19 protein-coding genes, 1 tRNA gene and 3 pseudogenes are annotated in these 21,814 nt (G+C 62.6%); 7 read left to right on the plus strand and 16 right to left on the minus strand.

The features are described from left to right. The first annotated feature begins 26 nt into the window (after positions 1–26). Genes G7067_RS12185 through G7067_RS12200 form a run of 4 tightly spaced genes read left to right on the plus strand, consistent with a single transcriptional unit; the run spans position 27 to position 2,557 of the window. A complete protein-coding gene (locus tag G7067_RS12185; protein WP_166324799.1) occupies positions 27–293 on the plus strand; it encodes a MoaD/ThiS family protein in 267 nt (88 codons plus the stop codon). After that, positions 290–1,579, plus strand: a complete 1,290-nt coding sequence (locus G7067_RS12190; RefSeq protein ID WP_166324802.1) for a molybdopterin molybdotransferase MoeA — start codon at positions 290–292, stop codon at positions 1,577–1,579. The genes G7067_RS12185 and G7067_RS12190 overlap by 4 nt, the downstream gene beginning before the upstream one ends. Then, the gene (gene moaC / locus G7067_RS12195; protein ID WP_166324805.1) at positions 1,572–2,066 is read left to right on the plus strand and encodes a cyclic pyranopterin monophosphate synthase MoaC; all 495 of its coding nucleotides are present in this window, start codon (positions 1,572–1,574) and stop codon (positions 2,064–2,066) included. The genes G7067_RS12190 and moaC overlap by 8 nt, the downstream gene beginning before the upstream one ends. Next, positions 2,063–2,557: a molybdopterin-binding protein gene (locus G7067_RS12200; protein WP_166324808.1), complete on the plus strand. Its 495-nt coding sequence runs from the start codon at positions 2,063–2,065 to the stop codon at positions 2,555–2,557. Before moaC ends, G7067_RS12200 begins: the two co-directional genes overlap by 4 nt. Positions 2,558–2,562: 5 nt before the next feature. On the opposite strand, the gene G7067_RS12205 is transcribed toward G7067_RS12200, so the two are convergent. The 3 genes from G7067_RS12205 to G7067_RS12215 form a co-directional block, all read right to left on the minus strand. Further along, complete coding sequence (locus G7067_RS12205) at positions 2,563–3,021, minus strand: hypothetical protein (RefSeq protein ID WP_166321101.1); 459 nt, start codon at positions 3,019–3,021, stop codon at positions 2,563–2,565. 180 nt (positions 3,022–3,201) lie between these two features. Then, a complete protein-coding gene (locus G7067_RS12210; RefSeq protein ID WP_166324811.1) occupies positions 3,202–4,659 on the minus strand; it encodes an NCS2 family permease in 1,458 nt (485 codons plus the stop codon). A 136-nt stretch (positions 4,660–4,795) separates the two neighbouring features. Continuing rightward, entirely contained in the window at positions 4,796–5,167 is a 372-nt protein-coding gene (locus G7067_RS12215) for an FKBP-type peptidyl-prolyl cis-trans isomerase (RefSeq protein ID WP_166324814.1), read from the minus strand. 83 nt (positions 5,168–5,250) lie between these two features. Here G7067_RS12215 and G7067_RS12220 point away from each other — a divergent pair, with 83 nt between their 5' ends. After that, complete coding sequence (locus G7067_RS12220) at positions 5,251–6,117, plus strand: fumarylacetoacetate hydrolase family protein (RefSeq protein WP_166324817.1); 867 nt, start codon at positions 5,251–5,253, stop codon at positions 6,115–6,117. Between the two features lie 78 nt (positions 6,118–6,195). Here the strand turns inward: G7067_RS12220 and G7067_RS12225 are convergent, their stop codons facing one another. The 7 genes and pseudogenes from G7067_RS12225 to G7067_RS12255 form a co-directional block, all read right to left on the minus strand. Beyond that, positions 6,196–7,668: an aspartate ammonia-lyase gene (locus tag G7067_RS12225; RefSeq protein WP_166324820.1), complete on the minus strand. Its 1,473-nt coding sequence runs from the start codon at positions 7,666–7,668 to the stop codon at positions 6,196–6,198. A gap of 79 nt (positions 7,669–7,747) precedes the next feature. Continuing rightward, positions 7,748–9,229, minus strand: a complete 1,482-nt coding sequence (locus G7067_RS12230) for an MFS transporter (RefSeq protein ID WP_166324823.1) — start codon at positions 9,227–9,229, stop codon at positions 7,748–7,750. Between the two features lie 110 nt (positions 9,230–9,339). Then, the gene (locus G7067_RS12235; RefSeq protein WP_166324826.1) at positions 9,340–10,212 is read right to left on the minus strand and encodes a M48 family metalloprotease; all 873 of its coding nucleotides are present in this window, start codon (positions 10,210–10,212) and stop codon (positions 9,340–9,342) included. Positions 10,213–10,223: 11 nt separating this feature from the next. Further along, positions 10,224–10,793 carry a LemA family protein gene (locus G7067_RS12240; RefSeq protein ID WP_166324829.1) on the minus strand — a complete coding sequence of 190 codons (570 nt, stop codon included), beginning with the start codon at positions 10,791–10,793 and terminating at the stop codon, positions 10,224–10,226. Positions 10,794–11,050: 257 nt separating this feature from the next. Beyond that, positions 11,051–11,215, minus strand: a complete 165-nt coding sequence (locus G7067_RS12245) for a hypothetical protein (RefSeq protein ID WP_166324832.1) — start codon at positions 11,213–11,215, stop codon at positions 11,051–11,053. 155 nt (positions 11,216–11,370) lie between these two features. Further along, positions 11,371–11,444 (minus strand) — tRNA-Leu (locus tag G7067_RS12250). Positions 11,445–11,584: 140 nt separating this feature from the next. Then, positions 11,585–13,497 (minus strand): annotated as a pseudogene (locus G7067_RS12255) (phosphoenolpyruvate carboxykinase (GTP)). Between the two features lie 49 nt (positions 13,498–13,546). On the opposite strand from G7067_RS12255, the gene G7067_RS12260 reads away from it, so the two are divergent. Continuing rightward, on the plus strand, positions 13,547–15,016 hold the full coding sequence (locus tag G7067_RS12260; RefSeq protein WP_166324835.1) for a helix-turn-helix domain-containing protein: 1,470 nt from the start codon (positions 13,547–13,549) through the stop codon (positions 15,014–15,016). A gap of 232 nt (positions 15,017–15,248) precedes the next feature. Here G7067_RS12260 and G7067_RS12265 read toward each other — a convergent pair whose 3' ends face one another. From G7067_RS12265 to hisS, 6 genes and pseudogenes are all read right to left on the minus strand, one after another. Then, a complete protein-coding gene (locus G7067_RS12265) occupies positions 15,249–16,580 on the minus strand; it encodes an NAD(P)/FAD-dependent oxidoreductase (protein ID WP_166324838.1) in 1,332 nt (443 codons plus the stop codon). A 184-nt stretch (positions 16,581–16,764) separates the two neighbouring features. After that, positions 16,765–17,256, minus strand: a complete 492-nt coding sequence (locus G7067_RS12270; protein ID WP_166324841.1) for a DUF501 domain-containing protein — start codon at positions 17,254–17,256, stop codon at positions 16,765–16,767. Next, positions 17,253–17,744 carry an FtsB family cell division protein gene (locus G7067_RS12275; RefSeq protein ID WP_166324844.1) on the minus strand — a complete coding sequence of 164 codons (492 nt, stop codon included), beginning with the start codon at positions 17,742–17,744 and terminating at the stop codon, positions 17,253–17,255. The genes G7067_RS12270 and G7067_RS12275 overlap by 4 nt, the downstream gene beginning before the upstream one ends. A 60-nt stretch (positions 17,745–17,804) precedes the next feature. Next, positions 17,805–19,084: pseudogene (eno, locus tag G7067_RS12280) on the minus strand (phosphopyruvate hydratase). A 96-nt stretch (positions 19,085–19,180) separates the two neighbouring features. Next, on the minus strand, positions 19,181–19,606 hold the full coding sequence (locus tag G7067_RS12285; RefSeq protein WP_166324847.1) for a VOC family protein: 426 nt from the start codon (positions 19,604–19,606) through the stop codon (positions 19,181–19,183). Between the two features lie 86 nt (positions 19,607–19,692). Next, a pseudogene (gene hisS / locus G7067_RS12290) lies at positions 19,693–21,005 on the minus strand (histidine--tRNA ligase). 102 nt (positions 21,006–21,107) lie between these two features. Between hisS and G7067_RS12295 the strand changes: the two are divergent. Continuing rightward, positions 21,108–21,770 (plus strand): hypothetical protein, encoded by a 663-nt coding sequence (locus G7067_RS12295; RefSeq protein ID WP_166324850.1) that lies wholly within the window; start codon positions 21,108–21,110, stop codon positions 21,768–21,770. Positions 21,771–21,814: the final 44 nt, after the last annotated feature.

Raw genomic sequence — 21,814 nt, forward strand, 5'->3', positions numbered from 1 at the left:
CGCAACACACCGGGTAGCATTGCGGTATGGCGCAGATCACTGTTCGTTATTTCGCCGCCGCCGCCGAGGCCGCGGGCCGTGACGAGGAACACTTCGATGTGTCTTCCGCGAGCACCCTCGAGGCGCTGCGAGACACCCTCGCTGCGCAGTACGGCGAGCCCATGCGCAAGGTACTGCGTTCCGGATCTTTCCTCGTCGACGGTGTGGTGCGGCGCGACGGCGCTATTCAGCCCAGCGGCGGTGAGGTGCGGGGCACCGTTGTCGATGTACTCCCCCCGTTTGCGGGCGGATGAGCACGATTCGGCGCTCCCTCGGGGAGCATCAGGAAGCGGTGGCGTCGCTCCTTACTCCCGTCCTCGCCGCGCGCGGGGCGGCAGATCCTGAACTGATTGCCCTGGCTGCTGCGGGCGCGCTCGGGCGTGTCACCTCACACGAAATCCTCACCGCGATTCCGCTCCCACCCTTCGACAACTCGCAGATGGACGGCTACGCGGTGTGTGCTGCGGATTTGGCTGACGCAAGCTCGAGCCGGCCGGTGTCACTCCCCCTCGGATTCACCACTGCCGCCGGCGATGCGCCACTGCAGCATCAGCCGGGCACTGCATCTCCCATCATGACCGGGGCGCCGATCCCGCACGGAGCCGACACCGTCATTCCCGTCGAACAGTCGATCCCGCCGCGCTTTCCACGCCTCAGCAGGCGAGGCGAGTCACCCCCCAACGGCACCGTCTGCTTTGCGGCGCCCGCGCCAAAAGGCCAGTTCGTGCGACAGTGCGGCGAAGACGCCCCGGCAGGCACCCCGATCCTGCCCGCAGGGACCAGACTCACCCCAGCACGCATCGGTGCGCTCGCGGCGGCGGGGATCTCTGAGGTTGCCGTGCAGCCGCGGCTTCGCATACTTCTGTGCTCGACCGGAGATGAATTGAGCGGTGCTCGTGTGGGCGATGCGTCCAAGCCCCTCACCGCTGGTCTGATCCACGACGCGAACACACCGATGCTCGCCGCCGCCCTCCGCGAGGCGGAGGCGGAAGTTGGCACGCTGCGCTGCCAGGACGAGGCCGAAGCCTTGCAGCGCGCGATCACCGTGGCCGCCCCCGGCTACGACCTCGTGCTGACCTCGGGCGGGATCAGCGCGGGCGCCTTTGAGGTTGTGCGTGAGGCCTTGGCGCCCCTCGGCGCCGAGTTCGTGTCGGTCGCGATGCAGCCGGGAGGCCCGCAAGGACTCGGAACGCTCACACTCGCGTCAGGGCGGATCCCGGTCGTGTGCTTTCCAGGAAACCCGGTGAGTGCGCTCATCTCGGCAGAGTGTTTCCTGCTGCCCCTACTCAGAGCGTATGCCGGCGCGCAGGCCGAGCGCCCCCGCGAGGAACGTCGCCTCGCCCACGACGCACAGTCCCCGCGCGACAAGCATCAGCTGCGGCGTGGGCGCATCGAGTCCGACGGGCGAGTGCGGCTGAGCGCCCCTGGATCCCACCTGCTGAGCGAACTGGCCGCCGCAGATGTGCTGGCGCATTTGCCGCCCGGTCGCGACGCCTTCCCCGAGAACACCCCGCTTGAAGTCTGGAGAATCAATGACTGACACCCCCGCTCGCTCGGCGCAACAACTCACCCATTTGCGCGGTGACGGCAGCGCGCATATGGTCGACGTCACCGAGAAGGCCGTCACCAAGCGCACCGCACGCGCCGAAGCGACACTGCTCACTCGCGCGGATGTTGTAGAGCTATTGGTGGCGGGTGAACTGCCGAAGGGTGAAGCGCTGGGGACCGCCCGCATCGCCGGCATTATGGCGGCGAAACGCACCTCCGAGTTGATTCCGCTGTGCCATCCGCTGCCGCTCACAAAACTAGCGATCGATTTCGAGCCGCACGCAGACCGGGTCCGGATCATTGCGACCGTCACAACGCGCGGCGTGACCGGGGTGGAGATGGAGGCACTCACGGCGGCCAGCGTCGCGGCCCTGACGCTGTACGACATGATCAAGGCCGTCGACAAACACGCTTCAATCACCGATATCCGGGTGCTTGCGAAGTCGGGCGGGAAGAGCGGCGATTGGTCCCTCGAATGAGTGAGGACGCCGTCGTCATCGTCGCGTCGACCAGCGCCGCTGCGGGCCTGGCAGCGGATCGCACCGGGCCTGTGATCCGGGAGTGGCTCACGGCCAGGGGCTTCACGACCGCCCCTCCCGTGGTCGTTGCGGACGGCGATGCTGTCGGTGCAGCCGCGCGCACCGCGCTCGCCGCAGAGCCGCGCATCATCATCGTTACGGGCGGTACCGGGGTCTCGCCAAGCGATCAGACCCCGGAGCAACTTTCGCCGCTCCTTGATATTCAGCTTCCCGGGATCATCGAGGCAGTTCGTCGTCTGGGAGCTGCGAGCACCCCGGCCGCGATCCTCACCCGCGGCGTTGCGGGTTTTGCGGGGAATACGTTTGTGGTGACGCTGCCCGGTTCACCGGGTGGGGTCCGAGACGGGCTCGCCGTGATTGCTCCCGTGTTGGAACACTTACTTGACCAGCGGGCGCATGGCGGGAAGCATGACTCGTGTCCTGCGCCGTAGATTCGCTACTCAGGAAACGCTTTCCGTGCGATCGCCTGCACATCACCTTCAAGATTGTTGACTTGCGTCTCTAGACGGTTGAACCGCACGTCCATCTGTTCAAAACGCTGATCCACCTGTTCGAACCTCCGATCGACCTCTTCAAACCTCCGATCCACCTGCTCAAAGCGACGGTCTACCTCCTCGAACCTTCGATCGACCTGCTCGAACCTCAGCACCATCTCGTCTTTGAGACCATCGATTCGCTCACTCACACCGTCGAATTTCGCGTTCATCAGCTGCATCCCGGAGGCAACAATCTCGAACTGTGCCCCGATCCGCGCGCCCATTGCATCAAATTTCGCGTCCACAGCGCCAAACTGCGATTTCATGCTCCGCATGAACATTTGTGAGATAACCGTGATGACGCCGGTTATCGCAACGCCGAAGATCCCAATAAGGGTCCAGATTTGTGGTTCGTTCATTGTAACCATGCCTCCCATTGTGACTGACTCCACTACACAATGCCAGGGCCATCTCAGGGAAATGCGTCAGTTCCAAATCTGTGGATAACTCCCCGTGCGCGCGCCAAAAACTGCCCTTGTGAGCGGAGAAAGTAGAAGGGGGCTACGCCGTTCGGCGCAACCCCCTTCTCACATGCGTAGCTACACGCCGAGCAGCGTCTCGATCGGCCCGCGCGCAAAGAAGATCACGAAGCCGACGGACACGATCCACAGCAGCCAGTGCACCTGCTTCGCCTTCCCCGTGAACGCGTGGACCAGCACCCACGACACGAAACCCGCGCCGATGCCGTTGGCGATCGAGTAGCTGAGAGGCATCACGGCCGCGGTGAGGAACACCGGCAGGAGTACCCGGAAATCGCCGAGATCAATGTTCGAGATCTGCGACATCATCATGGCCCCGACGATGACCAGGGCCGCGGCCGCAACCTCTGTCGGCACGACCTCGGTCAGCGGGGTGAAGAACATCGCGAGCAAAAACACGAGCCCGGTGACCACGTTTGCGAGGCCGGTGCGGGCGCCCTCGCCGATCCCGGCGCCTGACTCGATAAACACTGTGGTCGAGGAGGAAGATGTTCCGCCACCGACGACGGCACCGACACCCTCAACGACAAGGGCGGACTTGATCCGGGGGAAGTTGCCTTTCTCGTCGGCGAGCCCTGCTTCGCGCGAGAGCCCGGTCATGGTGCCCATCGCGTCGAAAAAGTTCGTGAAGAGCAGGGTGAAAACGAGCATGATGACGGTGACAAGGCCGACCTTGCCAAAATCAAAACTGACAGCGCCGATCAGGCCGAGATCCGGAACGGCAAAGGGATTACCGCCCAGCACGGGTTCCGTGAGGCTCCAACCGCCGGGATTCACCGCGCCGTCAGCACCAAACTTTGGACCGATTTTCCAGATTGCCTCAACAATGACCGCGATGACGGTGCCGCTGACGAGGCCAATCAGGATCCCGCCCTTCACCTTCTTCGCGACCAGAATGCCCGTGAGTACCAGGGTAACGACGAAGATAAGTGTCGGAACCGTTCCAATAAAGCCGACACCGGCCGGCCCCAAGCCAACTGGCGGTGAGGACTGCCCGGTCGCATCAACGAAGCCCGAATTTACGAAGCCAATAAAGGCGATGAAGAAGCCAATACCGACGGTGATGGCAAGCTTCAACTGCACCGGGACGGCATCGAAAATCATCCGGCGCAGGCCGGTGGCCGCGAGCAGCACGATGAGGAGACCATTGATGATGACGATCGCCATCGCTTCGGGCCAGGTCACCTCCTGCACGACGGAGAAAGCCAGAAACGCGTTGATCCCCAAACCTGCGGCGAACGCGAAGGGCAGGCGAGAGATGAGACCAAAAAGAATCGTCATGACACCGGCGGCAAGAGCCGTGACAGCGCTCACCTGACCGAAATCGAGGATATTGCCCGCAACGTCCGGCTTTCCCGACAAGATGATCGGGTTCAAGATGACGATGTAGGCCATGGTCACGAAGGTGACGAGGCCGCCGCGGATCTCCGTTCCAAACGTTGATCCGCGTTCTGTGATCTGGAAGAAACGGTCGACCGCTCCCCCTGCTACTGCTTCCTTCTGGCTCGCCTCGGCCACAGGGTTCTCCGATCCTTCAGTCTGGGTGTTTCCTGGACAAGAAAAACCCTAACATTACGAGAGCGTGCTACGCGCCTCGGGCAGCAAAAAGCCTCCCGAGCGACGAACACTCGGGAGGCTTGATCGCAGGAAGAATCTAGCTCACACCGAGCAGATCAATCACAAAGATCAGTGTCTTGCCGGAGAGCGGATGTCCACCGGAGGTGCCGTAAGCCTGCGCTGCCGGCACAACGAGCTTCCGTCGGCCACCAACTTTCATGCCGGGGATCCCGATCTGCCAGCCCTGGATAAGGGAGCGCAGCGGGAAGTTGATGGACTCGCCGCGGCTCCACGAGGAGTCAAACTCTTCACCGGAGTCGTACTCGACGCCGAGGTAGTGAACATCGACAGTGGAACTCGCAAGCGCCTCCTCGCCGGTTCCCTCCACCAGATCTACGATCTGGAGTTCAGCGGGTGCGGGCCCCTCGGGGGCATCGATTTCGGGCTTCGTCTTCGCTGTTTCACTCATGCCCACCATTCTCCCGGATTTCTCGGCGAATCACCCTCCGAGTTCACTCAGAGGAAACTCTCGGGTTCCGATACCCTGGTGAGGTGAGATTTGCACATGTGATCAGTTCCCCCGGTTCCGCCCCCGAGCTCGTGGCTGTGCGAGGGGAACGCTATGTCCCTGTGAGCGAGCTCGGTGTGGTTGCGCACACGCTTCAACAATTCATCGAAGCTGGCCCCGCAGCGCAGGATCACGTGCGCTTGGAACTCGCTAAGCTCCCCGAAGACGCGGGCACGCCGCTCGCCGGCACACGCTTCGCGCCCGCCGTCATCTCCCCGCCGATCGTGCTTGCGGTGGGTCTCAACTACGACGAGCACGCGAGCGAGTTGAGCCTCGACAACGATTCCGGCCCCGTACTATTTTCACTCTTCCCCAACTCTCTCGGCGCACACGAAGCCGAGGTGCGGATCCCCACCCACCTCAGCGAAGAAGTCGACTACGAGGGAGAACTTGGCGTCATCATTGGCACTGCAGCGAAGGACGTCGCCCCCGAAGACGCCCTCTCGCACGTGTTTGGTTACACCGTCATCAACGACATCACCGCGCGCAACATCCAGTTCCAAGAGCCGCAGTGGTCTCGCTGCAAGTCGTTTGACGGCTTCACTCCCGTGGGCCCCACGGTGGTCACGGCCGATCAGATTCCGGATCCGCAGAACCTGCACCTGACCACCGATGTTGACGGGCTCCGTGTGCAGGATTCCTCAACGAGCTTCATGATCCGTTCGGTCGCGGAGCTCATCTCCTCGATCTCGCAATCGCTGACGTTGCTTCCGGGAACGGTCATCTCAACGGGCTCCCCGGGCGGCGCAGGGCGCTCCCGCAAACCCCCGCTGTATCTCAACCCCGGCACCGAGGTCACCGTCACGATTGAGGGCATCGGATCCCTCACTTCGCACTGCGTGCAGGGGTAACGAGACGCGACCGCACACACGAAAGAACCGAGGCCGTGAAGGGTTGCTTCACGGCCTCGGTTCTTAGTCTGTCCGGAACTACTTCTCCTCGGCCGCTGCCTTTTCAGCATCGCCCAGGATGACATCGATCGCACCGGTCTCGGGCGCAAGCCCTGCAAGCTTCATCGGCTGCAAGATGTCCGCGAGTTCGTCCTCGCCGAGCAACCCGCGAGACACGACCAGCTCGGAGATCTTGGCGTTCGTGGCGAGCGCCTCTTTCGCAAGCTTGGCCGCTTCCGAGTATCCGATGACGGGCGCGAGGGCCGTGATCACGGTCACCGAGCGCGAGACGATGTCTTCGAGACGATCCTCGTTTGCCGTGATCCCGTCGACGCAGTTCACTCGGAGCGTCTGGCACGCACGCTCCAGCCAGGTGATTGACTGGAAGATCGAGTGCGCGATAATCGGCTCGAATGCGTTCAGCTGAAGCTGGCCGGCCTCAACCGCCATCGACACGGTGACGTCGGCGCCGGCGACGGCGTAGGCGACCTGCGATACGGCCTCAGGAATCACCGGATTTACCTTGCCCGGCATAATGGAGGATCCGGCCTGGCGAGCGGGAAGATTGATCTCACCAAGACCGGCCTGCGGACCCGAGGAAAGCAGGCGCAGGTCGTTCGAGATCTTCGACAGCTTCAGCGCGCTGCGCTTGAGCGCCCCGGAGAAGGTGATGAAGACGCCGGTATCGCTCGTCGACTCCACGAGGTCGCCCGCGGTCACCAGCTCAAGCTCGGTGATCTCGCGGAGGTGCTTGATGACCGCCTCTTTGTATCCCTTTGGCGCGTTGATGCCGGTGCCGATCGCGGTCGCACCCATATTGACCTCACGCAGCAAGCTGACGGCTTCCTGCAGGCGCTCAATGTCTTCCCGCAGGGTCACCGCGAATGCGTTGAACTCTTGCCCCAGGGTCATCGGTACGGCGTCCTGCAACTGAGTGCGGCCAACCTTGACGATGTGCGAGAATTCGCGGCCCTTCGACGCGAACGACTCGGAGAGGAGCTTCAATTCTTCGAGCAGGCTCTCAAGCGAAAACGCCAGAGCGATCTTGATCGCGGTCGGGTAGGTGTCGTTGGTCGACTGGCTATGGTTCGTGTGATCGTTCGGGTTGATGAACGAGTAGTCGCCCTTGGCGTGGCCAGCCAACTCGAGCGCACGGTTCGTGATGACCTCGTTCGCATTCATATTGGTCGAGGTACCGGCGCCGCCCTGCACCACTCCCACGACAAACTGATCGTGCAGCATGCCGGTCTTGATTTCTTCGCACGCGCGATCAATCAGCACGGCGCGCTGCTCATCGAGCGCTCCAATCTCAAGGTTCGCGCGGGCAGCGGCCTGCTTCACGCAGGCGAAGGCACGAATAAAATCGGGATACACCGAAATGGGACGACGCGCGATGGGGAAGTTTTCGTGTGCACGGGCAGTGTGCACTCCCCAGTAGGCTGCTGCCGGTATCTCCAGGCTGCCAATCGAGTCCGTTTCGGTACGGGTCTGTGCTGCGAGGTAGTCACTCACCAGTTATCTTGGCTCCATTTTCAAAGGCTTGCGGGTCTTCCCGCATGGTCATACCCCAGCCTAGTGTCCCGTGCGGTTATCAGCCAATGCCGCCAACACCGTTTCCAGGCGTGTCATCCTCGCCAGCTGAATCACCGGATTCCGGATCCTGAATCTCGATGCCGTCGAGGTTGATCGCGCCCGTCGCCGCGTCCGCAACAGCCACATCCTGCGGCGCAGATTCGCCAGGCAACACCGCCGGCTCATCCCGTCGGAGAACCTCGAGAGGTGCCGTGAGCGTCTCGATCTGGTCGCCCCGGTCGCCAACACCGGGCCGCCCAGCGTGGGTGACGGCGATTCGCCACCCGACTCCGCGGTGAAAACGCAGCTGTCGCGCCACCACCAACCACGTGATGCCAATACCGAAGGCGAGGCCAGAGGAGATCGCACTAATGTACAGCGTTGAGCGGGCCCCGAGTGCATCCGCCGCCCAACCAACGAGAGGTGCACCGAGAGGTGTCCCTCCCATCAGAACGGCAATATATAGGGCGAGTACCCTACCGCGCAACTCAGGCTTAGTCGTGGTCTGCACGAAGCCGTTCGCCGTCGTCAGCAGGGTAGAAATTGAAAAGCCAAGAAAGATGAGCATGAAAGCGAAGGTCCAGAAGCTCGGCATCAATGCGGCGATGACACTCACCAAGGCGATGCCCCCCGACGCCAAAATCACCACCCGCATCCGTGCCGCCGACCTCCGTGCCACGAGCAGCGCGCCCGTAAGGGATCCGATAGCGAGGATCGACGAGAGCAAGCCGTAGTCGCTAGCTCCTCGCCCAAATTCGACGGCCATCGTCGAAGACATCACCGGGAAGTTCATGCTAAAGGTGCCGAGCATGAACACAATCGTGAACACCACCACGAGATCGTGCCTGCCCCGCACATAACGCAGCCCCGCAGAGAGCTGCCTGAGTTGCGACTCGCGTTTCCCCTCAGCCTCGACCACCCGCCGGGTCGTACGGATCATCAGGAGCGCGCCGAGCACCCCAAGAAACGACACCGCATTGATGAGGAACACCCAGCCCGAACCGACTGCCGCGATCAACGCACCAGCCACCGCAGGTCCCACCAGGCGCGCGGAGTTAAACGAGGCCGAATTCAGTGCAACAGCGTTCGACAGCTCTGCCCGCCCCACCAGATCTGACACGAACGCTTGCCGGGCCGTCGTATCGAACGCGTTCACGATCCCGAGCCCCAAAGCGAAGGAGTAGAGGTGCCACAGCTCCGCGCCACCGGTAAAAAGCAGGGTCCCGAGCCCGGCAGCAAGCAGCATCAGGAGCGATTGTGTCACGAGCAGCACCTTTCGCCGCTCAAACTTGTCCGCGATCGCGCCGCTGAATGGCACGAGGAGCAGCTGCGGCCCGAACTGAAGCGCCATCGTCACCCCGACCGCCGAGGCGTTATTGGACGTGAGTTCGGTCAAGACCACCCAGTTCTGCGTGGTTGCCTGCATCCACGCACCAACGTTTGAAACAAGCGCCCCTAGAAACCAAATTCGGTAGTTACGAATCGATAGGGAGCGGAACATGTTTGACATTGGTGGCGTGTCGACCTCCTCGGCTACCCCTCCACTTTACGCCCGCGTCAGACGAGCATCTCACGCATCGCAACCGACCATTGTGTGCGCAGGCGTTGCCGCTAAAACTTCCCGCCCATATCGAGTAGGCGGCGAATGCGATCCGGGATCGGCGGGTGAGTCGCAAACAACTTCTGCATCATGCCGGGCTTGAGCGGATCCGCGATCCACAGGTGCGCCATGCTGGAGCTCTGCTTCTGCAGCGGGCGGCCGTACTCCGAGAGTTTGTGCAGCGCGCTCGCGAGCGCCTCGGGGTGGCGCGTCGTTAACGCCCCTGTCGCGTCGGCCAGGTACTCGCGCTGCCGGGAGACGGCGAGCTGCACGATCGTCGCTATCAGCGGGGCAACGATCATGGCGACGAGACCAAAGACGAGCACAACAGGATTGCTGTTGTTGTTGCTACGCCCGAAAAAGGCGATGCGCATCATGACGTCAGCGATCATGCCGATCGCCACGACAAGCCCGTACACGATCATCGAGACACGGATGTCGTAGTTGCGCACGTGGCCAAGCTCGTGCGCCATGACGCCCTCCAGCTCGGAGTCGGTCATGATGTCGAGCAGGCCGGTTGTCGCAGCCACCATCGCGTGCGCAGGATCGCGTCCAGTCGCAAACGCGTTTGGGGCGGGATCATTGACGATGTACACCTCGGGCATCGGCGTACCCGTAGTGATCGACAGGTTCTCGACGATGCGATACAGGCGGGGGTTGTCTGCTTCGCTAATGCGCTGGGCGCCGCTCATCGAGATCGCCTGTTTGCCGGCGGCAAAATATTGGATCGCCGCGTAGCCGATCGAGATCACTACGACCGCGATCACGATCCCGGGTGAACGATAGATGTAGGCGGCGAGCCAGCCGAGCCCACCAACGATCACGATGAACAGCAGAATAATGAGGACGCTGTTGACCTTGTTGCGACGTATCGCGCTGTACACGAGCTACCTCGCTAGAACTGGATACGCGGCGGCTCCGAGATCGCGGCGACATCCTCGACCTCGAAGAATTCGCGCTCTGTGAAGCCCATTCCCCGCACGAAGATAGTGTTCGGGAAGACCTGGATCTTGGTGTTGAACTCGCGCACGCCGCCGTTATAGAAGCGGCGGGAGGCCTGGATCTTGTTCTCGGTGTCAACCAGTTCACCCTGCAACTGGAGGAAGTTCTGGCTGGCCTGCAGCTGCGGGTAGGCCTCTGCTACCGCGAAGATACTCTTGAGCGCCTGCTGCATGTGGTTCTCAGCAGCAGATGCCTCAGCTGGGCCCTGCGCAGAAACCGTTTCAGCACGCGCCTGGGTGACCGCTTCAAAAACACCCTTCTCGTGGGCCGCGTATCCCTTCACCGTTTCAACGAGGGAGGGGATCAGATCGGCCCTCCGCTTCAACTGAACCGTGATATCGCTCCAGGCCTCGTCGACCCGGACGCGCAGCGTTACCAGAGAGTTGTACGTGACCCAGACATAGCCGATCAGCAAGACTACGACAGCAGCCACGATCAACACGGCAATTAATCCACCAGACATACCTGCATCCTATCGGCCGCTCCCAGGAATCGCCTGGGTATTGAACCCAAAACCAACATTTGTCACGCCCCCAAAACGTGCTCGCGATCCCGCCAGGGTCGTTGCTCGGCGGTGACGCGTGGCTTAGAGGTCGCGCCGATAGGTCACACCTACTGCGGTGTCTGTGGCAGAAATCTGGCTGCGTTGTCGTCGGAGTCTTCACCGCCAGTGAAGCCCCCCTCCTCCGCCTTGCCAGATTTCTGCCACACACATCCTCGCTACGGCGCACCTATCGGCGCGAGCTCTTGGTTTCGCTCCGCTTCAGCCTCCCACGCGGTCTTGGCTTCAGCCCGACGCCGCAACCAAGCCCGCGCACGCATGAGCGCCCCGAACCCGATCGCAACAAGGAGCGCAACGATCAACACGACTTTGGCAAAGACCACGTGAGTAGCCTATCGCCCCCGAAAAGAAGCCAGCGTCGCGGCGATCGCGTCGAGAAAGCACTATCTCGACGAGAAGCCGTCCTCCGTGCGCCGACAGGATGGCTTCTCGTCGGATTACTGGTTTCTCGTGACGATCGACGGGTGGCGGGACGAAGTCCCCCCACTGGGATTCGAACCCAGACTGGACCGATTTTAAGTCGGTTGCCTCTGCCGGTTGGGCTATGGGGGGCCGTATTGATTCTGTCAGAATTCCAGCGCCCGCGGTGACACAGCGAACACAGAGTAGGCCCCGTCGTTGGGCAGAATGACGGGGCCTACGGCTCTGGGAGGCACGCTCCTGATACGCCAGAAGCGGCAAATTTCGGAAGGTTACGCGCTGAGACGGCTCCGCAAACCAGCAAGCTGCTCGCTGAGCGCTGCGGGGAGCCGGTCACCAAACTGCGCGAAGTACTCCGCGGTCAGATCGGCTTCGGCAAGCCAAGAATCTGCGTGAACTGAGAACAGCTCCTCCAGGTCGGCCTCGGGCACCTCAATGCCATCAAGGTTGAGTTCACCGGCGGCGGGGACGGTCCCGATCGCGGTCTCGCGACCGCTCACATCGCCCTCGACGCTGCGGATGATCCAGTCGATCACACGCGAGTTCTCGCCGAATCCTGGCCACAGGAAACGACCATCGGCGCCCTTGCGGAACCAGTTGACCTGGAAGATCTTGGGTGCCTTGTCGCCGAGGATCTCGCCCATCTCAAGCCAGTGACCCCAGTAGTCGGCCATGTTGTAGCCGCAGAAAGGCAGCATCGCGAAGGGATCGCGGCGAAGTTCACCAACGGTGCCCTCCTGTGCGGCGGTCTTCTCGGAAGAGATGGTGGCGCCTACAAACACGCCATGATCCCACGAGAGTGACTGCGCGACGAGCGGCACGTTGGTGGCGCGGCGACCGCCGAACAGGATCGCGTCGAGCGGCACCCCGTCCTGCTGGTACCAGTCTTGTGCAAGCGTGGGGGTCTGCTGGATCGGCACGGTGAATCGTGAGTTCGGGTGCGCGGCAACCCGACCAGATTCGGGGGTCCAGTCTTCGCCCTGCCAGTCGATGAGGTGCGAGGGAACGCTTTCGGTCTTGCCCTCCCACCACACGTCTCCGTCGTCGGTGAGCGCGACGTTCGTGAAGATGGTGTTGCCCCACAGCGTCTCCATCGCGACGGGGTTCGTCGTCTCGCCGGTGCCGGGGCGACGCCGAAGAATCCTGCCTCGGGGTTGATGGCGTACAGGCGGCCGTCGGATCCCGGGCGCAGCCAGGCAATGTCGTCGCCGATGGTCTCGACCTTCCAGCCGGGAATGGTCGGCTGCAGCATCGCGAGATTCGTCTTGCCGCACGCTGACGGGAACGCCGCCGAGAGGTGGTAGGCCTTGCCCGTCTCGGTGTTGGTGAGTTTCAGGAGCAGCATGTGCTCTGCGAGCCAGCCCTCGTTCTTGCCCATCACGCTCGCGATGCGAAGAGCAAAGCACTTCTTCGAGAGCAGCGCGTTGCCGCCGTAGCCGGATCCGTACGACCACACTTCAAGGGTCTCAGGAAAGTGGGTGATGTACTTGGTGTCGTTGCAGGGCCAAGCGACGTCTTCCTCGCCGGGCTCAAGCGGGGCACCGCTCGAGTGGACGGTGCGCACCCACTCACTGCCGGGGGTGATGCCATCGAGTGCGGTCTGCCCCATGCGGGTCATGATCCGCATGTTGAGCACGGCATAGGGTGAGTCAGTGATTTCGATCCCGAGCTGCGTGATTGCGCCGCCAACGGGTCCCATCGAGAACGGCACCACGTACATGGTGCGTCCGCGCATTGAGCCAGCAAACAGCGGCATCAGTTCGGCCTTCATTTTGTCCGGGGCAACCCAGTTGTTGGTGGGGCCGGCGTCTTCTTCCTTCTCGGAGCAGATGAAGGTGCGATCTTCCACACGCGCAACATCGGCAGGGTGGGATCGCGCGAGGAAGCTCCCGGGACGGAGGTCCTTATTGAGCGGGATCAGCGTGCCCGCTTCGACCATCTCGCCGGTGATGCGGTTCCATTCGTCCTGCGATCCGTCGCACCACACCACAGCGTCGGGCTGCGTAAGTTCGGCGACCTCGGTCACCCACTTCAGCACTTCGTGGTTGCTGGTGTTTGCTTCGGCTTCGACGAGATCCGCAATCTCGATGACCTGGCTGTTGCCCATGACGATCTCCTCGGCTGTAAACCTTGAGTGGTAAGAATCGGTGTCATATCCATTCTGAACACTCGGACACCCCACCATTGACCGATTGGCTTGTAAAGTTTTAAGGTTTTTGCCATATAGTCAAATTATGGCTCCTGAAGCAACCCCCTCCATCAGCGACGCGGAAGTAGACCGGCTGCTCCTCGGCAAGCGATTGCGGCACTTCCGCACACGCGCCGGCCTCACCCTGGACCAACTTGGCGAACGAGTCGGAGTGGTGGCGAGCCAGCTCTCCCTGGTTGAGAACGGCAAGCGCGAACCCAAGCTCACCCTGCTCCAGGCGGTTGCGCGCGAGTTGAACATTGACCCAACGGAGCTTTTGAAACACGAGGCTCCGGATCAGCGTAGCGCCCTGGAGATCGAGCTCGAACGCGCGCAGTCAGCGCCCGGATACCTCAGTCTCGGCCTCCCCCACGTGCGCACGCCGCGGACCCTCGGCGACGATACTCTCGAAGCCCTTGTTGGGCTACACCGCGAGCTAGCGCGGCGATCCCGGGCGGCAGCCACCACGTCTGAGGAAGCCCGCCGGATCAACACAAAAATGCGCCTGCAGATGCAGGAGCGTGACAACTACCTTCCCGAAATCGAACTGGTCGCCTCGGATCTGATGCGCCGGATCGGCCACACCACGGGAGCGGTCACCCACCGCGCCGTCGCAATGCTGGCCGAACTGCTTGGTTTCACGCTGATCTTTGTCGATGATCTGCCCTCGAACACGCGAAGCATCACCGACCTTGAGAACGGCCGAATCTATCTGCCTCCCGCGTCTATTCCGGGCGGGCACGGGCTGCGCTCACTCGCGCTGCAGGCCATGGCCCACCGGGTGCTCGGCCATTCCGAGCCGTCAAGTTATGCAGAATTTCTCGAACAGCGTCTCCAGATCAATTATTTCGCCGCGGCTTGCCTGTTGCCGGAGGCGCGAGCGGTCGAGTTTTTGCAGCAGGCCAAACGAAATCGAAATCTCGCGATCGAGGATCTGCGCGATGCTTTTGGTGTCACGCACGAGGCTGCCGCTCACCGCTTCTCAAACCTCGCGACGCACCACCTTGATCTGCGAGTGCACCACTATCGCACGGATGGCGCAGGATCCCTGGTCCGCGGCTACGAAAACGATGGCCTTCCTTTTCCCTCGGACGAGGTGGGTTCGATCGAGGGCGAGATGCTGTGTCACAAATGGGGTGGCCGAGCCGCGTTCAATCGCACGAACCGCACGAGCGAGTTCTATCAGTACACCGATACTCCGGCCGGTACGTTCTGGACGAGCGTGCAAACAGGTGATGCGGAGCAGGGTCCGTTCGCGATTGCGTGTGGGGTTGGCTTTGATGACGCGCGCTGGTTCCGTGGGCGCGACACCACCCTTAGGGCGGTGTCGACGTGCCCCGATGACAGCTGCTGTCGCACGCCTCGGCCGGAGTTACTCTCGCGTTGGGAAGGTAAGGCCTGGCCAAGCGCACGCATGCACGCCCACGTACTCACGCCCCTCCCCACTGGCACCTTTCCCGGCGTCGATGATGCCGACATGTACGAGTTTCTGTCGCGGCATGCTCCCTCGGTTTAGAGAGAAAAGCGAATCAGCTTTTCTCCGCCGAGGGACCTGCGGCCACTGCCGCAGACTAGGGCCACGCCGACGAGAAGCTAGTACCCCGACGAGAAGCCATCCCCCGTGCGTCGGTAGAGTGCTTTCTCGTCGAGGGAGTGCTTTCTCGTCGAGGGCGGGGATCCTGAAACGCAGAAACCCCGCGATCCTGCAAGCGCAAGACGCGGGGTTTCTGTCGCTCGAAGCGTAAGGTCTAGGCCTTCGGTCGGCTCGCGAACTCCTCGAAGATCGCGCGAGGCTCCTGAACGGCCTCGATGTTCACGATGTCACGAGCGAGGAAGAAGTGGCTCATCCAGCCGCCAAACACGCGCCACTTGCGCTCCCACGTCGGGATCGCAAGACCGTGATAGAAGCGGTGCGCAAGCCACGCCAGGTAGCCGCGCATTGCAAACTTGCCGGACTGGAACACGCCAGTGTTAAGGCCGAGACCAGCAACGGCGCCCTGGTTCTTGTGGTTGTAGTCGCGTGCGCCTTCGCCGCGCAGATCAGCGACGATGTTCTTCGCGAGCAGGCGGCCCTGACGCACGGCGTGCTGAGCGTTCGGCACGCAGAACCCTCCGGGTCCGGGGGTCGGCGAGATGTCGGGTACCTGTGAGGTGTCGCCCGCGGTCCAGGCGCCCTCGAGTTCTTCGCCATCTTCAGTAGTGATGCGGAGGTTCGGGCTTGCAACGACGTGACCGCGAGGGCCGATCGGCAGGTCGGTGCCGCGCAGGAACGGGCGGGGCATCACACCGGCGGTCCACACGATGAGGTCAGATTCGTAGCTCTCGCCGGTGGAGAGTTCGATCTTGCCGTCAACGGCTGAGGAGAGCTGGGTGTCGAGGTGGATATCCACTCCACGACGGGTCTGATCCTTGACCACCCAGTTCGCGGTTTCTTGCGCGACCTCGGGCATGATCCGCCCCATCGCCTCAACGAGGTGGAACTTGGTCTCGTCGAAGCTGATCTCGGGGTAGCGGCGCAGCAGCGTGGTCGCGAAGGAACGCAGCTCGGAGATCGTCTCGATACCGGCGAATCCGCCGCCGACGACCGTCACTGTCAGCAAGCGCGCACGCTCGGCTGATCCCGCGGGCAGCGACGCCGCACGCTCGAAGTTGCCGACCATACGATCACGCACGGCGACGGCCTCTTCGATGGTCTTCATGCCGATCGCGTTGTCGGCAATGCCGGCGATGGGGAAGGTGCGCGACACGGATCCCGTGGTGACCACGATCTGGTCGTACTCAAACTCGTATGCCTCGCCCACATTGGGCGTGATCGTCGCTGTCTTGGTGGCGTGTGAGATGCCAGTGACCTTACCCGCGATATTCGCGGTCTTCTTGAGGTGGCGGCGGCGCGCAACCACCGCGTGACGCGGCTCGATTGAGCCCGCAGCGACCTCGGGAAGGAATGGCAAGTACGCCATGTAGGGCAACGGATCAACGATCGTCACCTCAGCTTCGCCGGAGCGAAGCAGCTTTTCGAGCTTCCATGCGGTATAGAAGCCGGCGTAGCCGCCGCCAACGATCAGAATCTTCTTCGCCACGAAGCGATCTCCTTGTTGCGTATAGAGCAGGATCGGAAACTATGCCCCGCGTGGGCACAGAAAAACTGGGCGAAAGCCGCCCATCCTCCTATTCTAGACCGAAAATGCGACAAGAAACGTGCTTTCCTCGGTTGCAACAAGAAAAAGCGACGATTCTGCGAGAATCTCGAAAAAATACCGCCAGTTACGCTCCCGAAGGCCCCAAACCACTGCGTTCAAGCGCAAGATCACCGATGGGGTTAACTCCTGGGCCGACAGCGAGAGCGTGGCCCATCAGCGCGTGAAGACATTTCACGCGGCTCGGCATGCCGCCAGCACTGACCCCAGCAACTTCCGGTACTTCGCCCACCGAGTCACGATCCGCGATGTACTGCTCGTGAGCTCGCGCGTATTGAGCCCGAACTTCTTCGTCAGCAGCAAGCAACTCATTGAACTCGTTCATGACCCCTGCAGCCTCAAGCCGGGAAGCCGCCGCCACAATTTCTGGGTGACACAGGTAGTAAAAGGTCGGAAACGGGGATCCGTCAGGCAGACGGGGAGCGGTCGCAACAACTGCGGGGCTCCCGTCGACTGCCCTGGCCGCGATCCCCACGACGCCCCGCGCTTCGCGACCTAGTTGCTCGCTCACGGCCTCAATATCCGCGGCGGTGGGCGTCGTGTATGGTGGCCGGCTCATTCGCTGGGCTCCTCCGTGTTCGGGGTATTGTCAGGTGCGGGATCATCCCCCGCAAGTTCTTCGGGTGCCGCATCGGTGGTGCCCGCGTTCAGGAAAGACACTGCGAGGCCCCTGGCCCAGTTACTCTGAATCCGCGATAGCTCGGCGTTAGTCTCTTCCTTGGATTCTGCCGGCAGGAGAACGTCGTCGATCACACTCACCTGTGTCTCACCGGGCAGCACATAAAAGAGACGGTCCCGAGCCTGGGCGCGCACGTAGACGGGATCCTTCCACTTCGCGCGCTCCTCATCGATGCTGTCAACGGCCTGCTGGCTTAGCCGCACGCTCTCACGCAGTTCAGAGATCTCGCGTTGCTGTTGCACAAAGGTGGAGAGGCTAGGACTCACGATCACGGCCCCGGCAAGCACCAGCACAACAACGAGCACGGTAAAGCCGCTAAAGCGGAGACTCGAGGCCCATTCCGCGATATCGTCAGTCAAGCGCTTCATCAGTTCACCGTGTCGTTGTGCTCGTGTTGTTGTGCCGTCGTTGTGCGGTGGTGCAGCGTGTTATGCGGTGAATCGCGGGAATGCGGCGCGGCCCGCGTACTTCGCGGCCCCACCGAGCTCTTCTTCGATCCGCAGCAACTGGTTGTACTTTGCGACACGATCGGAGCGCGCGGGGGCACCCGTTTTGATCTGGCCGCAGTCGGTTGCGACGGCGAGGTCGGCGATCGTCACATCCTCAGTTTCGCCGGAGCGATGCGACATGACGGCGGTGTAGCCGGAGCGCTGCGCGAGCTGCACGGCGTCGAAGGTCTCGGTGAGGGTACCGATCTGGTTGACCTTGACCAGGATCGAGTTCGCGACGCCCTTTTCGATGCCGTCAGCCAAACGCGTCGGGTTGGTGACAAAGAGGTCGTCACCGACGAGCTGCACGCGGCTGCCCAGGCGATCGGTGAGGTGCTTCCAGCCGGCCCAGTCATCCTCGTCCAGCGGATCCTCGATGGACACGAGCGGATAGCGGTTCAGCAGATCCTCGTAGTAGGCGGTCATTTGTTCGGCGGTGCGCTTTTCGCCTTCGAAGGTGTAGACGCCGTCTGCGTAGAACTCGGACGAAGCGACGTCGAGCGCGACGGCGACATCTCGGCCCGGCTCGAGGCCGGCACGCTTGATCGCCTCGACGATGAGGTCGAGTGCCTCGGCGTTGTGCGGCAGATCCGGAGCGAAGCCGCCCTCATCACCAAGCCCGGTCGAAAGCCCCTTTTCGATGAGCAGCGCCTTGAGCGCGTGGTACACCTCAACGCCCCAGCGCAGTCCCTCGGAGAAAGTCTCGGCACCGAGGGCACCGCCATAAACTCCTGAATGTCGACGCCGGTGTCCGCGTGCGCACCGCCGTTAATGATGTTCATGAGCGGCACGGGAAGCGTGCACGCGTTGGGACCACCGAGGTAGCGGTACAGCGGCAGCTCAGCCGAGGCTGCTGCTGCGTGCGCGACAGCGAGGCTCACGCCAAGGATCGAGTTCGCACCGACCCGCTGCTTGTTGTCGGTGCCGTCGACGTCACGCAAGATCTGGTCAATAATGCGCTGATCGTCAGCGGCAAAGCCCTCGATCGCGGGCGCCAGCTCGTCAAACACCGCGTCGACAGCCTTGGTGACGCCTTTGCCAAGGTAGCGATCCTTGTCTCCGTCGCGCAGCTCGTAGGCCTCGAACGCGCCGGTTGAGGCACCCGATGGCACTGCAGCCCGGCCCACAGATTCGTCGCTCAGCCCCACCTCGACCTCAACGGTCGGGTTTCCGCGTGAATCGAGAATCTCGCGTGCGATCACCGCGTCGATAAATGCCACCATGCGCTCCTAAAGCTTGTGCCTGCGTTACCAAACGGCACGGCGATCCGCCGCACCACTCCGCTAGTTTAGCGGGCACGCAGTCGCCCTGAGTGGCTAGGACTCCCAGGCAGTCGGTCCTTCGTCGGAGGCCACGGGATCCATGTAGAGAAACTCAAGGATATTACCGTCGGGATCCTCAAGCGTGCGCGAGTACATGAAGCCGTAATCAGTCGCCTCGCGGGGTTCACGCCCGCCCGCAGCAAGTCCATCGACGAGGATGGAATCGACCTCGCCACGAGATTCACGGGAAAGCGCCAGGATCACTTGGGTTGCCGTGCGCGGATCCGCGAGCGGCTTGTCAATAAAACCGGTGAAGTGTTCGTGCGTGAGGACCATGAAATAGATGTGCTCGTTCCACACGATGCAGGCCGCGTTGTCGTCCGTGAACAGGGGATTTATCTCGCAGCCGAGCGCCGAATAGAACGCCTTCGAGCGTTCAAGGTCGGTGGTCGTCACATTGACGAAAATGTCTGTTTTCATGAGGGAATGCTGCCACCTTGCTGTGGCTACGTCAATGGTTTCGAATCCGTCATCCTGCGTGCACAGGAATCGCAGAACGGCCAGGGCTATTCAGCGAGCGCGCGAAACTCCAGCTCATCCGCACTGCGCACCCCAGCGCGCACCGCAGCAAAGCTCGTGAAGCCTTCGGCGGCGACCCTGGCGAGCAGCGTTTTCATGTTCTTCTGCCGCTTTTCGAGGCGCACGCGATGCCCGCGAGCGACGAGATCCCGCTTGAGGGCGAGGAGATCTTCGAATGAGGCTTCCGCGTCTGCGACGAGCACAACGGCCTCGGGACCCGATCCTGCAGGCAGCTCAACAAGATCCACGACCCGTTCGAAGCCGATTGAGAAACCGACCGCCGGCACGTCCTGGCCGAGGAACCGCCCGACCATGCCGTCGTAGCGGCCACCGCCGCCGACCGAGCTGCCAGAACCCGGGTGCGCAACCTCAAAGATGGTTCCGGTGTAGTAGCCCATGCCACGCACCAGCGTCGGGTCAAAACGAACCGTGACCCCCTCCGGCAGTCCGCCCTCGAGCGCGGACCCCAGGGCGGCCAGGTTGTCAACGCCCTCGCTCGCCGCGCCCGCGGGCAGCACTGACTCAATGGCCTCACGCGTGAGCGGGATCCCACCCGTGCCCGCTTCGGTTCCGGCGAGCGCAGGCTCAACGGCGGCGAGCACGCCTCCCATCCTCTCGGCCGCAGACGCGTCGATCCCGCGCAGCTCTTCGACCACGCCCGCGGCACCGATCTTGTCGAGCTTGTCGATCGTGATCAGCGCGCTATCGTGGGTTTCTGGTGCGAAACCGCAGTGATCCAGCAGCCCGAACAGAATGCGGCGGTCGTTGACGCGGATCACGCAGCCCTTGAGTCCGAGCTCAGCGAGCGCCTGCGAGGTGGCGGTGACGAGTTCGATCTCGGCGAGCAGCCCCGGCTCACCGATGATGTCGATATCGGCCTGCACGAACTGGCGGTAGCGGCCCTTTTGGGGGCGCTCGGCCCGCCACACCGGTGCGATCTGGATGGCACGGAACACCGGGGCAGCTCAGCCCGGTGGCTCGCGTAAAACCTGGTGAGCGGCACCGTGAGGTCGAAGCGCAGACCCAGGTCGGCGAGCTGCTCCGCGTTGCCTGCCTCGGCTGCTGCGGCGAGCGCCTCGGGCCGGATCCCGCGCTTCAGGATCGAGAACGACAGCTTCTCGTTGTCTCCCCCGAGTCCCGCGTGAAGCCGAGCGTAGTCCTCGACCACCGGAGTCTCAATTTCGTCGAAGCCGTGCGCACGGTAGACGCCGCGGATCACGCTGAGGGCGTGCTCACGGCGTGCTTTGTCAGCGGGCAGGAAATCGCGCATGCCGCGCGGCGGGTGTACGGGGTTTGCCATGCAGGCCATTCTTTCATGTGCCAAGAGCAGCGCCGAACCCCACAAGATCTTGTACCACCACATCAACACAAGTTGTGTTACCCTTTTGACACAACTATTCGAATGGGCCTGCTCCCGCTCGCGAAAGGCACCAACATGGACATACTCCAACTCACCGTTTCCTTTCTCCGCAGAATACTCACGGTGTTCCCCGTGGAGATCGCGCTCACCCTCGGCGTGGTCATTTTCGCGATTTCACTGCTTCGCTGGCGTCCGATCGTAACGCTGCCGACACGGGCGCGGCACTCAGCCTTGGCCGGCATAGGGATCGCCGGGCCACTCTTCGTGCTGGCTGTTGCAACGGCGGCAGAGTGGCTCTCAATGACCGACTCATTCACGCGCACGGGCGGTTGGTGGCAGCGTCCCGCCCCGCTCTTCGCCGCAGCGCTCGTCGTCGCCGTTTCCGCACTCGCGCTGCGAAGCTCACCGCTCCCAGCGCCCGGCGAACGCGCGATCTCACCCCGGCGTCGCTGGTGGGTATTCACACCCCGCACCCCGCTGTGGGTCAGTATCGGCATCGCTGCACTACTGCTACTCACGACCGCGTGGCACACTGCCATCGGCGTCAGCATGCCCGAGGGAGCGAACCGGTACGGCGTCGGTCCAGAGAACGACGGACTCCCCAGTTTCATGCGAATGCAGGGTGACATGGGGTATATCTGGGGCGCCGGTTGGCCGAACCACTTGGCGACACTGCTGATACTTGCGGGGCGGCGGTCACGCTGATCCTCACCCTCAGCGCTGACGCGAACCGCCCGATGTTCGCCCGG

Origin of the sequence: Leucobacter insecticola, from assembly GCF_011382965.1 — a bacterium.
Classification (GTDB): domain Bacteria; phylum Actinomycetota; class Actinomycetes; order Actinomycetales; family Microbacteriaceae; genus Leucobacter; species Leucobacter insecticola.

Bases quoted from the DNA above. Each gene is read 5' to 3' on its own strand.
- G7067_RS12185 (WP_166324799.1), top strand. From the start codon at position 27: ATGGCGCAGATCACTGTTCGTTATTTCGCCGCCGCCGCCGAGGCCGCG.
- G7067_RS12190 (WP_166324802.1), top strand. From the start codon at position 290: ATGAGCACGATTCGGCGCTCCCTCGGGGAGCATCAGGAAGCGGTGGCG.
- moaC (WP_166324805.1), top strand. From the start codon at position 1,572: ATGACTGACACCCCCGCTCGCTCGGCGCAACAACTCACCCATTTGCGC.
- G7067_RS12200 (WP_166324808.1), top strand. From the start codon at position 2,063: ATGAGTGAGGACGCCGTCGTCATCGTCGCGTCGACCAGCGCCGCTGCG.
- G7067_RS12205 (WP_166321101.1), bottom strand. From the start codon at position 3,021: ATGAACGAACCACAAATCTGGACCCTTATTGGGATCTTCGGCGTTGCG.
- G7067_RS12215 (WP_166324814.1), bottom strand. From the start codon at position 5,167: ATGAGTGAAACAGCGAAGACGAAGCCCGAAATCGATGCCCCCGAGGGG.
- G7067_RS12230 (WP_166324823.1), bottom strand. From the start codon at position 9,229: ATGTTCCGCTCCCTATCGATTCGTAACTACCGAATTTGGTTTCTAGGG.
- G7067_RS12240 (WP_166324829.1), bottom strand. From the start codon at position 10,793: ATGTCTGGTGGATTAATTGCCGTGTTGATCGTGGCTGCTGTCGTAGTC.
- G7067_RS12260 (WP_166324835.1), top strand. From the start codon at position 13,547: ATGGCTCCTGAAGCAACCCCCTCCATCAGCGACGCGGAAGTAGACCGG.
- G7067_RS12270 (WP_166324841.1), bottom strand. From the start codon at position 17,256: ATGAGCCGGCCACCATACACGACGCCCACCGCCGCGGATATTGAGGCC.
- G7067_RS12275 (WP_166324844.1), bottom strand. From the start codon at position 17,744: ATGAAGCGCTTGACTGACGATATCGCGGAATGGGCCTCGAGTCTCCGC.
- G7067_RS12285 (WP_166324847.1), bottom strand. From the start codon at position 19,606: ATGAAAACAGACATTTTCGTCAATGTGACGACCACCGACCTTGAACGC.
- G7067_RS12295 (WP_166324850.1), top strand. From the start codon at position 21,108: ATGGGCCTGCTCCCGCTCGCGAAAGGCACCAACATGGACATACTCCAA.